The sequence below is a fragment of the Corynebacterium timonense genome, from assembly GCF_900105305.1.
GTDB lineage: Bacteria > Actinomycetota > Actinomycetes > Mycobacteriales > Mycobacteriaceae > Corynebacterium > Corynebacterium timonense.
This window is the reverse complement of sequence record NZ_LT629765.1, coordinates 1575123-1587242: the sequence shown is the minus strand read 5'-3', so window position 1 is coordinate 1587242 and position 12120 is coordinate 1575123. Positions and strand designations below refer to the sequence as shown.

The 12120-nt window shown below is 68.1% G+C and carries 9 protein-coding genes; 5 read left to right on the top strand and 4 right to left on the bottom strand.

Annotation, left to right across the window (positions count from 1 at the left end; genetic code table 11):
• The first annotated feature begins 2 nt into the window (after positions 1 to 2).
• The gene (locus BLT81_RS07500; protein ID WP_231908932.1) at positions 3 to 1097 is read left to right on the top strand and encodes a potassium channel family protein; all 1095 of its coding nucleotides are present in this window, start codon (positions 3 to 5) and stop codon (positions 1095 to 1097) included.
• A gap of 11 nt (positions 1098 to 1108) precedes the next feature.
• Positions 1109 to 3157 (top strand): ATP-dependent DNA helicase UvrD2, encoded by a 2049-nt coding sequence (locus tag BLT81_RS07495; protein WP_019194461.1) that lies wholly within the window; start codon positions 1109 to 1111, stop codon positions 3155 to 3157.
• Positions 3158 to 3678: 521 nt separating this feature from the next.
• Here the strand turns inward: BLT81_RS07495 and BLT81_RS07490 are convergent.
• Complete coding sequence (locus BLT81_RS07490) at positions 3679 to 4518, bottom strand: hypothetical protein (RefSeq protein WP_019194462.1); 840 nt, start codon at positions 4516 to 4518, stop codon at positions 3679 to 3681.
• An 81-nt stretch (positions 4519 to 4599) separates the two neighbouring features.
• On the opposite strand from BLT81_RS07490, the gene BLT81_RS07485 reads away from it, so the two are divergent.
• Positions 4600 to 5109 carry a M48 metallopeptidase family protein gene (locus BLT81_RS07485; RefSeq protein ID WP_040421528.1) on the top strand — a complete coding sequence of 170 codons (510 nt, stop codon included), beginning with the start codon at positions 4600 to 4602 and terminating at the stop codon, positions 5107 to 5109.
• Here BLT81_RS07485 and BLT81_RS07480 read toward each other — a convergent pair.
• Positions 5106 to 6509 carry a zinc-dependent metalloprotease gene (locus BLT81_RS07480; RefSeq protein WP_019194464.1) on the bottom strand — a complete coding sequence of 468 codons (1404 nt, stop codon included), beginning with the start codon at positions 6507 to 6509 and terminating at the stop codon, positions 5106 to 5108. The genes BLT81_RS07485 and BLT81_RS07480 overlap by 4 nt on opposite strands.
• 228 nt (positions 6510 to 6737) lie before the next feature.
• On the opposite strand from BLT81_RS07480, the gene BLT81_RS07475 reads away from it, so the two are divergent.
• On the top strand, positions 6738 to 7778 hold the full coding sequence (locus BLT81_RS07475) for a YlbL family protein (protein WP_040421530.1): 1041 nt from the start codon (positions 6738 to 6740) through the stop codon (positions 7776 to 7778).
• Here the strand turns inward: BLT81_RS07475 and BLT81_RS07470 are convergent.
• Both BLT81_RS07470 and BLT81_RS07465 read right to left on the bottom strand, forming a co-directional pair.
• Positions 7775 to 8401, bottom strand: a complete 627-nt coding sequence (locus tag BLT81_RS07470; protein WP_019194466.1) for a hypothetical protein — start codon at positions 8399 to 8401, stop codon at positions 7775 to 7777. The genes BLT81_RS07475 and BLT81_RS07470 overlap by 4 nt on opposite strands.
• 60 nt (positions 8402 to 8461) lie before the next feature.
• Positions 8462 to 9007 carry a PPA1309 family protein gene (locus tag BLT81_RS07465; protein WP_019194467.1) on the bottom strand — a complete coding sequence of 182 codons (546 nt, stop codon included), beginning with the start codon at positions 9005 to 9007 and terminating at the stop codon, positions 8462 to 8464.
• 89 nt (positions 9008 to 9096) lie between these two features.
• Here BLT81_RS07465 and BLT81_RS07460 point away from each other — a divergent pair, with 89 nt between their 5' ends.
• Entirely contained in the window at positions 9097 to 12087 is a 2991-nt protein-coding gene (locus BLT81_RS07460) for a UPF0182 family protein (RefSeq protein ID WP_081582951.1), read from the top strand.
• The last annotated feature ends 33 nt before the right edge of the window (positions 12088 to 12120 follow it).

Sequence of the window (12120 nt, the reverse complement as noted above, 5' to 3'; positions counted from 1 at the left end):
ACATGACGTGGCGCGACAGGCTCCAAGGGGACACGCACCTCGCAGACACGCCGGTGCACACGCTGCTCGACGTCGTCCGCATCCCCGCCTCGGCGCGCTCCTCGCCGTGGCTTCTGATCAGCAGGCGTTTCATCTACGCGGCGCTCATCATCATCGCGGTGTCCCTCGCCGTCTACCTGGACAAGAACGGGTACAGCGAGCCACTGACCTTCATCGACGCCACCTACTACTCGGCGGTGTCTTTGTCGACGACCGGGTACGGCGACATCACCCCGGTGACGCAGGGCGCGCGGCTGATGAACATCCTGGTCATCACCCCGCTGCGCATCGCCTTCCTGATGCTGCTCGTCGGCACAACCCTGTCCGTCCTCACCGAAGACTCCCGCAAAACGCTCCAAATTCAGCAGTGGAGGAGAACCTTGCGCAACCACACCATCATCATCGGCTACGGCACGAAGGGCCGCTCGGCCGTCGACGCGCTGCTTGCCGACGGCGCCGCGCCCTCCAGCATCGTCGTCGTTGACTCGGATCCAGCCGTCCTCTCCCACGCCGAGAAGAGGGGGCTGGTCACCGTCCACGGCAACGCCACAAAGTCGGACGTGCTCAACATTGCCGGCGCGCGCCGGGCCCGCTCCGTCGTCGTGGCCCCCTCCTCCGACGACACGGCGGTGCTGGTCACGCTCTCCGTCCGCGAGCTGGCGCCGGCGGCGACGATCGTGGCCAGCGTCCGCGAAAGCGAAAACCAGCACCTGCTCATGCAGTCCGGGGCCGATTCCGTCGTCGTTTCCTCCGAGACGGCCGGCCGGCTGCTCGGCCTGGCCACCGTCACCCCGCCGGTCGTGGCGATGATGGAGGACCTGCTCAGCCCCGACGAGGGCTTCGCTGTGGCGGAGCGGCCCATCGGAGATGACGAGGTCGGCGCGAATCCCCGCCACCTGGCGGACGTGGTGCTCGGCGTGGTGCGCTCCGGGGAGCTCTACCGCATCGACTCGCCCGAGGCCGAAACAGTCGAGCCGGGGGACCGTTTGCTCTACGTGCGCCACAGCCGCGACTCTGCATCCGATTCCGATTCCGACTCCATCTTCCAGGGGGAGTAGGCACCACACGCATGGCTATCGATCTTTCGCTTCTCGACGACGACCAGCGCGTCGCCGCCACCGCACCGCGCGGACCGGTGTGCATCCTCGCCGGCGCCGGGACGGGCAAGACGAGGACCATCACCTACCGCATCGCCCACCTCATCGACCAGGGCATGGTCTCGCCGAACAAGGTGTTGGCGGTGACCTTCACGCAACGCGCCGCCGGTGAGATGCGCGACCGCCTGCGCGTCATGGGCATCGGTGGTGTGCAGGCGCGCACCTTCCACGCCGCGGCGTTGCGCCAGCTGCGCTACTTCTGGCCGCAGATCGCGGGCGATCTGCCGTGGCGGCTCATCGATAACAAGTTCCCCCTGGTCGGCAGGGCCGCCCGCGCGGCCGGTCTCGATTCCGGCAAAGAAATGGTGCGCGATCTGCTCGGTGAGATCGAATGGGCGAAGGCGTCCGTCATCGGCGCCGAGGACTACGCGGCGCGCGTCGAAGGCACGAAACGCACCCCACCCGCCGAGGCCGCGAAGGTCGCCGACGTCTACCGCATGTACGAGGAGGCGAAGACGAGCCCGGAGGGCATGCTGCTCGACTTCGACGACCTGCTCCTCCACGTCGCCGGCGCGCTCGAGAACGCCCCCGCCGTCGCGGAGGAGTTCCGTTCCCAGTACCAGAGCTTCGTCGTCGACGAGTACCAGGACGTCACACCCCTGCAGCAGCGGGTGCTCGAGGGCTGGCTGGGGCAGCGCGACGACCTCACCGTCGTCGGCGACGCCAACCAGACGATCTACTCCTTCACCGGGGCGACGCCGGACTACCTGCTCAACTTCTCTCGGACGTACCGCCACGGGACCGTCGTCAAGCTGCAGCGCGACTACCGTTCGACCCCGCAGATCACGAACCTGGCCAACAAAGTCATTGGCAAGGCCACGGGCCGCGTCGCGGGCACCCGCCTCGAGCTGGAGGGCATGCGCCCGCCCGGACCCGAGCCGACGTTCGCCTCGTACGGCGACGAGCCGACCGAGGCCCGGGAGGTCGCCGCGGCGATTCGCTCGCTTCTCGACGACGGAGTGCCCGCCCGGGAAATCGCCGTGCTCTACCGCATCAACGCCCAGTCCGCCGCCTTTGAATCGGCGCTCGCCGACGCGGGCGTCGTCTACCAGGTCCGCGGCGGGGAAGGGTTCTTCCAGCGCCCGGAGATCCGCGAGTCCATCTCGGCGCTCGTCGGCGCCGCACGCCGCGACGACCTGCCGGACGACCCGGTGGCGGTCACCCGCGCCGCGCTCGCTCCGCTCGGCTTGACGCGCACGGAACCGGAAGGCGCCCAGGCGCGCGAGCGCTGGCAGTCCTTGCGCGCGCTCGTCGACCTTGTCGAGGAGATCGTCCAGCGCGGCGAGGCCGCCACGCTTGTCGACGTCCTGCGCTCCCTCCGCCAACGCGCCGAAGCGAAGCAGCCGCCCGCCGTCGACGGGGTGACACTCGCCAGCCTCCACGCCGCGAAAGGCCTCGAATGGGACGCGGTCTTCCTCGTTGGCCTCGTAGAAAATACGCTGCCCATCTCCCACGCGATCAAGGCCGGCGACGAGCAGATCGAGGAGGAGCGCCGTCTGTTCTACGTCGGCGTCACCCGGGCACGGCAGCACCTGCGGCTGTCGTGGTCACTCGCCCGCCAGGAGGGGGGTCGCGCGTCTCGCTCCCGCTCGCGTTTCCTCGACGGTATCGCGCCCGAGCTCGAGGTGGAAAAGGCGCCGCAGCGCCTCAAGCGCGCCAAGGTCTGCCGGGTGTGCGGCGACCCGCTCGACACGCCTGCAGAAAAGTCGCTGGGCAGGCACGTGCACTGCGAACCCGGGTACAACGAGGATGCTTTCCTCGCGCTCAAGGAGTGGCGCCTCGGCATCGCGCGCGAGGAGGCGGTGCCCCCGTACATGGTGTTTTCGGACGCGACGCTGCTCGCCATCGTCGAGCAGATGCCCGCGACCCCAGAGGAGCTGCTGGACGTGAGCGGCGTCGGCCCCATGAAGTTGCGCACCTTCGGCGAGGGCGTGCTGGAAACCATCGCGCAGTTCCGCTGACCCCGGGTTGCGTTGAGGTCGACTAGCCCCAGCCCCCTGGTCGACCTCAAGGGGAGCCGCGCGCAAAACCCCAGGTCGCGTGACCCGGGTTGCGTTGAGGTCGACTACGCCGCGCGCCCTGGTCGACCTCAAGGAGAAGCCGCGCGCAAAACCCCAGGTGGCGTGAGCCCCAAATCCGTTGAGGTCGACTAGCCCCAACCTCCTGGTCGACCTCAAGGAGAAGCCGCGCGCAAAACCCCAGGTGGCGTGAGCCCCAAATCCGTTGAGGTCGACTAGCCCCAACCTCCTGGTCGACCTCAAGGAAAAGCCGCGCGCAAAACGCCTGGTGGCGTGAACCTCAAATCCGTTGAGGTCGACTAGCCCCAGCCCCCTGGTCGACCTCAAGGAAAACCCGCGCGCAAAACGCCTGGTCGCGTAACCCCGCAACTGTTGAAGTCGACCAGCCCCCGAGAGACTGCAGCGACACCCAGCGCGCACAACCCTTGCGTCGGCAACACGCCACACGGAAAACACCCGGATACCTAGTAACACACGGGGCAGGAGGGGTGCGGGTCGAGGACGTCCCTGGTGAAAGGCACGGGGCCGAAGGGATCGACGACGACGAAGGTGCCGCGCTCTGGGGCGGGCGCCGATACGCCGGGCGGGTCGGGCGCCCCGCAGAGCCGCCGGATGATGCAGGCGGCAGCGGCGGCCCCGGCGGCGACGACGAGGGGGTCGGGCGGGGTTGGGTTGGCGCGCGCCTGGCGGGTAACGCGCCCCCAGTTGGCGTCGCGATCGTGGTGGTACAGGTGGGTGCAATGCAGGCATGGCCCGCCGTGGCCGGTTTTGAGGGGGCCGAGGAAGGTGCGGGCGTCGATAAGCGAGGCTGCGAACGTGGGGCCGGTGTGTCGGCGAAGGGCGTGGGCGAAGATGGTCGCGGCGGACAGCTGGTCGACCACGACGAGGGGGATCGTGGGGTCGCAGTTGTCGAGGAATCGCTCGGGGGACTCGCCGCGCAGCGGGGCGCGCACGGGGATGCGGGCGGCGACGAGCAGCGGGGTGATCGCGGCGGCGAGCGGGCTGCGCCCGATGAGTGCGACGGGCCGAGGCGTGCCGGTGAGGAGGACGCGGTAGGAGACGAGCTCCGCGACGAGGCTGAGGGTGTCGTTCTCGCTGAGCCCGCAGGCGCGGCGGGCGCGTTCGGCGAGCGCGTCGAGGCGGGTGGGCACGCGCAGGCACGACAGCACGTCGGCCAACGCGGCGGCGACGGGTGTCTCGATGACCCCGCTGCGCGTCGCGTCGATGCCGAACTGGATGCTTGCTGGCCCGCGCAGGAGCACGGTAGCGCCTGGCGCGAACTGCACCGTCGTCGAATCGCGCATGATGATCTCCCCCCCGGAGACGAACTGACGCTCTCTATTGCAGCACAGTTAGACTCGCGTGTCATGCAGTCCGACGAGTCCATGCCCCCGGTTCGCGTTATCCGCTCGCAGCGCAGGCGCCGCACGGCGCAGGCGAGGTGGGTCGACGGGGTCGCGGAGGTGCGCATCCCGGCCGCGATGAGCGAGCGGGAAGAGCGCGAGGTTGTGCAGAAGATGCTGCGCAAGCTGCGGGGATCTCGACAGAGCACGCCGCTTTCCGACGCCGACCTCGCCCGCCGCGCCGAGACGCTCAACGCGACGGTCCTCGACGGGCGCGCTCGCGTCGGCTCGATCAGGTGGGTGGGCAACCAGAACCATCGGTGGGGTTCGTGCACGACGGCGACGGGGGACATCCGCATCAGCGACCGGCTTCGCGACGCCCCCGGCTACGTCCTCGACGCCGTCATCGTTCACGAGCTCACCCACACCTTTATCCCGGGGCATACGGCGGAGTTTTGGAAATGGGCGGACCGGGCGCCGCGCGCCGAGAGGGCGAAGGGATACCTGGAGGCGCTGCAGCGTTACGGGAGCGCTACGGGGGCGAGTAGTTAGAGTTCGGTGCCGTCCTGGCCGCCGTCGTCCTCGCCATCGCCGTCGCGGCGCTTGAGCTCGGGGTTGTTGCGCAGCTCTTCTTCCAGCTTGCTCAGCTCTTCGTCGAAGTCGGTGTCGGGGTCGTCGTCGAGGAGCGTGTCGATGAACGCCGCGGGGTTGTCCAGGTGCTCGGCGGTGGGTAGGAAGTCCGGGTGATCCCAGACGGCGTCGCGGCGCGATTCGCCGACGGCCGTGCCTGCCCGCCGCCACAGCTCGGCGGCCTCGCGGACTTTCGGGGCGCCCAGCGCGATGCCGACGACGTTGGCGAAGGCCTGCTCGGCGGAGCCGCCGGTGGCGCGGCGCCGGGCCCACGCCTCGGCGAGGCGCGCGGCGGAGGGGATGCGCTCATCGAGGGCCTCGCCGACGACCACGTCGACCCAGCCTTCGACCAGGGCGAGCAGCGTCTCCAGGCGCGAGGTGGCGATCGCGTTGCGCGAGGTCACGCGCGGGGACAGGTCCTGGCCCTGCAGCTCGTTGAGCTTTGCCTGGATTTCCTGCGGGTCCCCGCCCTCGAGGTTGAGTGAGCGCGCAATCTCCTCGAGGTGGGAGGTGTCCAGCTCAAGACCAGCCGCGTACTCTTCGACGGAGGAGACGATCCTTTCGACGAGCCACGGCACGTGCGTGAACAAACGCTGGCGCGCCGCCTCGCGGGCGGCGAGGAACACGAGCACCTCCTGCTCGGGCAGCGCTAGCTCCTTCGCCATCGCGTGAGCGCCGCGCGGCAGGATGGCCGCCGTGCCGGCGGGGGCAATGGGCAGGCCGAAGTCGGTGCCGGTCAGGGCCTGCTGCGCGAGATCGCCGAGCGCGTGGCCGAGGCGCATGCCGAAGTTCATGGCGTTCATCTGGTTAAAGATTCCGGCCATGGGGCCGAGCATGTCGCGCGCCTCGGCGGGCATGGCCTCGATCTGTGCCCGGTTCATGTGCTCGGCGACGGGGTTGACCAGCCTCTTCCACGCCGGCATAGTGCTGGCCAGCCAGTCGGCGGGCGACCACGCGGCGGGCTTTGCGCCGGACGCGGGCAGCGTCGTCGCGTTGTCGAGCCACAGGTCGACGAGCTGCAGTGACTCGGCGACAGCGCGTTCTTCGGTGGAGGGGACGGACGGGGTGTCGCCCAGGCGCTGGCGCGCCATGCGCAGGGCGAGGTCGAAGTTGACGGCCTCGCTATCGTCCCGGTTGTTCATGGAGGTGCCCATGCCGGAGAGCATTTGGCCGAACTGGTTGAGCAGGTCGCCCAGGTTGGCGCCCTGGCCGCCGTGCGCGCCGAACGGGTTATCGCCGCTGCCACGGCGCTTGTCGCCGTCGCCGTCGCCGTCGTCGTCACGGCCGTTAAAGGGGAAGGTAAACCCGAATCCGTTGTTCATGCGCTCCACCCTACCTAGGAGGGTGTGGGCTCTGTGGGGATGCGGCGGGCGCTGTGGGCGAACGCTCGCCGCGGCCAGGTAAGGTGTGAAGCCGTGAATTCCGAAACGAAGGGGTCCGAACCCGTCTCCGCGGCCGGTGTCGGCGCTGCGGGGGTGACCCAGGCCGGGGCTCAGGCCGAGACCCAGGCGCGCACTGAGGTCGAGCACCGGACGCGGCGTCGGCGGACGCTGACGTGGGGTGCGGTCCCCGTCGCGGTGCTGGCGGTGGCGCTGTCCATCGACCACATCCCCTTCACCGACGTTTCGCTGGCCGTGCCGTACGCCGCTGAAGGCCCGGGCCCGACCTTCAACACGCTCGGCGAGGTCAACGGCACCCCGGTCGTCGACGTGGAAGGCGCCCCGACCGAAGAGACGGCGGGCAACCTGAATATGACGACGGTGTCGGTGCGCACGAACATGACGCTCGCCCAGGCGCTCGGTCGGTGGCTCGGCGCCGGCGACACGATTGTGCCCCTTGAGCAGGTCGTGCCGCCTCACACGAGCGAGGAGGAGGTGCGCGAGGCGAACCAGCAGGCTTTCGTCGCCTCCGAGGCCTCCGCCACCGTCGCGGCGATGAACTACCTGGGGCGCCCCACGAATGTTGTCGTCCACGACACGGTCGACGGTTCCGCGGCCGACGGGGTGGTCCACTCCGGCGACGTGATCACGCGGGTGAACGACGCCGAGGTCAGCGAGCCGGGCCAGGTGCGCGACGCGGTGCGCGCGTTGTCCCCGGGTGACAAGCTCACCGTGAGCGTGGCGCGCGACGGCGCGGAGGAAGAACTTACGGTGCGCCTTGGGGAAAGTCCCGAGGACCCCTCCGTGCCGCAGCTGGGCATCCTCATGACCTCGGCGCCCGCCGACGACATCAGCGTGACCTATAACTTGCAGGACATCGGCGGGCCGAGCGCGGGCATGATGTTCTCGCTCGCGGTCATCGACAAGCTCACACCCGGCCCGCTCAACGGCGGCGCGTTCGTGGCGGGCACCGGCACGATCGACGAGTCGGGCGCCGTCGGCCCCATCGGCGGCATCGTCCATAAGATCGAGGCGTCGAAGAACGACGGGGCGGAGCTCTTCCTCGCGCCTGCGGGCAACTGCGGGGAGGCGAGCAGCGTCGACGCCGGGGAGATGACCGTGGCGCGCGTCGCCACGCTTGACGACGCCATCCGGGCCATGGAGGACTTCAATGCCGGGCGTGAGGTCGACACCTGTCAGGCGGAGGGTTAGCTGGCCGGCTCCTCCGCAGGCTGTTCCGCGGGCTCGGCGGGTTCCGAGGACGGCTCGGCGGAATCGATGAGGCCGAGCTCCTCGATGCGCTGACGAGGATCCTCCTGGTCCGTGGAGATCAGCTGCTGCATGACCTGGCCTTTGTCAGTGTCCACGACGGTAATAATCGCCGACGTGCCCAGCGTGGACCAGCCCACGATGCGCTCCCCGCTGTCTTCGACGATGCGCGAGCTGCGCAGTTCCGTCAGTAGCTGCGTCGTCGACGCCGCCTTCGCCTCCGAGTCGAAGAACTGGAACTGGCCGATGTCGGGGCCCGAGCAGTCGAACGACCCGTCCACGGATGTTTCGGTGCACGTGTCGAGCTGCTCGAACAGCGACGCCGGCGCGAGCGTCGAAAAGTGCTCCGCGATCTCGCCAACGAGCTCGTCGTCGCCATCGCTTGCCGACGTCGAGGTGGCCGGCGTCGACACCGTTGCCGTGGTGGAGGGGGAGACTGTCGTCTCGTGTGTGCTGGTGACGGTGGTAGCGTCGTCCTCGTCGGGGGAGTCCGAGCAGCCGGAAAGAACAAGCGCGGGCAGTACCGCGCAGGCGGCGAGGCGGAGGGCAGGAAGGGGGCAGTGCACGTTCTGGTCTCCTTGTGCTGGGGTGTGCAGCAAATCCGGGTTTACTTTAGTTCATCCTCGTTAGAGTTCATCCCCGTCGAGGTCCTGGTCGCCGTCTTGGTCGAGGTCCTGGTCGAGCCCGTAGCGCAGGGCGGCAAGCACGTGCGGGGCGACGCCGGGGCCGCCGCGTAGCTCGATGTCGTCGTGGGCGAAGGGACCCTTGTGCTCCAGCTCCTCCTCCGTGGGGCGCAGCTGCAGCAGGGTCAGCTCGAGCTCGTCGTCGCGCAGCACCCCGGAAAACAGGCGTGCCGCCCGCGGCGGGTCGTTCTCCGGTGCGGAGGCGTCGCGGAACATGATCTCTTGGGCGAGGACGACGCCCTCGACGTCGCGGGGCCAGGCGAGGCGGGCGACGTACTCGGCGAGTTCCTCCGAGCCCGGCAGGATGTGGTCGGGGATGTCTTGCACCACGAGGGTGAGTGGGGCGTCGCGTTCAAGCTCGTCGACCTGGTCGACGAGCAGCTCGGTGGGGACGAGGGCGAACAGGGTCGGCCCGGCGTCCCACCCTTCGGCGTGGACGAACTCCACGGCTTCCATCATCGCTTTGTTGAGTGCTTGCTGGGACAGCATCGGGAACCCTTCTTTTGGCTCGGCCGTTGGTCTTTTAAGCTAGGACTTTAGTACGCGTTCCATCAAGAACTATTTCCTAAGGAGCAGGATTGCCTACCCGCACAACCCGTCCTCAACCGCGGGCAAATAAACAGAATAAGGGCTTGATCGCGGCGGTAGCCATTATCGCTGCGCTTCTCTTCGTCATCCCGGTCTTCGTGGGGTTCTACACAGACTGGCTCTGGTTCGGCGAGCTGGACTACCGTGGCGTCTTCGGCAGGGTCATCATCGCGCGCATCGTGCTTTTCCTGCTCTTCGCCCTCATCGGTGGCGGCATCGCGTTCGCGGCGGCCTATTTCGCGTGGCGTACCCGCCCGGACAACACGATGGGAAGCGGCCCCTTCGCCCAGGTGAACCCGAACCAGGCCGCGGTTGAGTCCGGCGCCCGCGTCCTCCTGCTGTGGGTGCCGCTCGCGGTCGGGCTCTTCGCCGGACTGACCGGCCAGGGGCTGTGGCGCGCCTTCATGTTGTGGATCAACGGCGGCGACTTCGGGGTCAGTGATGCTCAGTTCGACCGTGACCTGGGATTCTACGCGTTTGCCCTGCCCGGTATCAGCGCTGTCGTCGGCACGCTGTCCACGATGCTGATCATCGCCTTCCTTATTGGGTTGGTGGGGCACTACCTGCTCGGCGGGATCCGCATTGGCAGCAGCGCTTCCGGGGTCTCCGGCTACGTTTCCCCGGCGGCGCGCGCGCAGCTGGCGTTGACCGCTGGGCTCTGGCTGCTGACCAAGGCCGGTGGCTACTGGCTCGAGCGCTACGAGCTGCTATACCAGGAAAACGACATTTTTACCGGCGCCTCCTACACCGCGATCAACGCCATGCTGCCCGCGAAGATCATCCTGTTGGTCATCGCGGTCATCGTGGCGGCGGCGTTTTTCGCTTCGATCGTCTACCGCGACCTTCGCATCCCAGTGCTCGCGGCGGTCCTCATGCTGGTGTCGTCGCTTGTCGTCGGCGGCGTCTGGCCGGCGCTGCTGGAGAAGTTCTCTGTCAAGCCGAACCGCCAGGCAAAGGAGTACGAGTACATCGGCCGCAACATCGAGGCCACGCGCCAGGCGTACGGTCTCACCGAGGACACCGTGACATACGACAGGAACTGGGGCGCGGGCGGTACCTCGAACGACGAGGTCGCCGCCGACGCCGCAACGTTGGGCAACATCCGTCTGCTTGACCCGGACATTATCGCCCCGACGTTCACCCAGAACCAACAGCTGCGTAACTTCTACGGCTTCCCTGACACTCTGGCGATGGACCGCTACGAGGTCGACGGCGAGCTGCGCGACTTCGTGGTTGCCGCCCGCGAGCTCGACCCGAACGCGCTGCAGCAAAACCAGCGCGACTGGATCAACCGCCACACCGTGTATACCCACGGCAACGGCTTTGTCGCCGCGCAGGCGAACACGGTCGACGAGGCGGCGCAGGACGCGGGCTCGACCCGCGGTGGTCTGCCGATCTTTACCGTCTCCGACCTGCAAACCAACGAGCAGGCGCAGTCCAGCGACGAGGCAGAGGAGCTGGGCATCCGCGTGGACGAGCCGCGCGTGTACTTCGGCCCAGTGATCGCTAGCGCCCAAGACGGGCTCGACTACGCCATCGTCGGTGACAACGGCCAAGGCCCAGTCGAGTACGACACGGACAACTCCACCTACACCTACACCGGTGAGGGCGGGGTGAATATCGGCAACATCATGAACCGGCTGGCGTACGCGATCAAATACCAGGAGCTCAACCTGCTCCTGTCGGACCGCGTGGGCTCCGAGTCGAAGATTCTCTACGACCGCGACCCGCGCACCCGTGTCGAGCGCGTCGCTCCGTGGCTGACGACGGATTCGAAGACGTACCCGACGGTCGTTGATGGGCGCATCAAGTGGGTCGTCGACGGCTACACCACGCTGTCGAACCTGCCGTACTCGACCCGTACTGCCCTGACGGATACCACGCAGGACGCCCTCAACCCGGACGGCACCACCCAGCGCCTGGTGAACAACGATCTGGCGTACATCCGCAACTCCGTTAAGGCGACGGTTGACGCCTACGACGGCACGGTTGACCTCTACGCCTTCGACGAGTCCGACCCAGTCCTGCAGGCCTGGATGAAGGTCTTCCCAGATACGGTCCGCCCGGCCGCGGACATCTCCGATGACCTGCGCGATCACCTGCGTTACCCGGAGGACCTGTTCAAGGTGCAGCGCGAGCTGCTCGCCCGCTACCATGTCGACGACCCGGGCGTGTTCTTCAACAACGACGCCTTCTGGTCCGTGCCTAACGACCCGACCGCACCGGAGGGCCGCCAGGAGCTGAACCAGCCGCCGTACTACGTCGTCGCCGCTGACCCGGAGACGAAGGAGCCGTCGTTCCAGCTGATCACCCCGTACCGCGGCCTGAACCGCGAGTTCCTCTCCGCGCACATGTCGGTCGCCTCGGACCCGGAGAACTACGGCCAGATCACGGTCCGCGTCCTGCCCACGAATACGCAGACGCAGGGCCCGAAGCAGGCGCAGGACGCGTTGATGTCCTCGGACCAGGTGGCGCGTGACCGGACGCTGTGGGAGGGCTCGAACGACCTGAAGAACGGCAACCTGCTCACCCTGCCGGTGGGCGATAGCGACATCCTCTACGTCGAGCCGATCTACTCGCAGCGCAAGGACCAGGCCTCGGCCTTCCCGAAACTGCTGCGCGTGCTCGTCTTCTACCGCGGCCAGGTAGGCTACGCCCCGACGGTGTCCCAGGCGCTGAATCAGGTGGGCATCGACTCCTCGGCCGCGCAGCAGATCGACATCGTCGACGAGGGCGCCACCGACTCCGGTGCCGGTGCTGGCTCCGACTCGGCTCCGGTCGAGTCCTCTGAGGTTGACGCTGACACGCCGCCCGCGGAGGACTCAACGTCGACGGCGCCGGCGAACCTCGACGAGGCGCTCACGCGTATCGACGACGCCCTGCGCGGCCTGGACGACGCACGCGACGGCTCCTTTGAGGAGTACGGCCGCGCCCTCGACGAGCTCGACAGGGCGGTGGAAAGCTACCGCAACGCCCAGTAAGAAAAACGCCCCGACCAGGCGATTTGGCCTTTC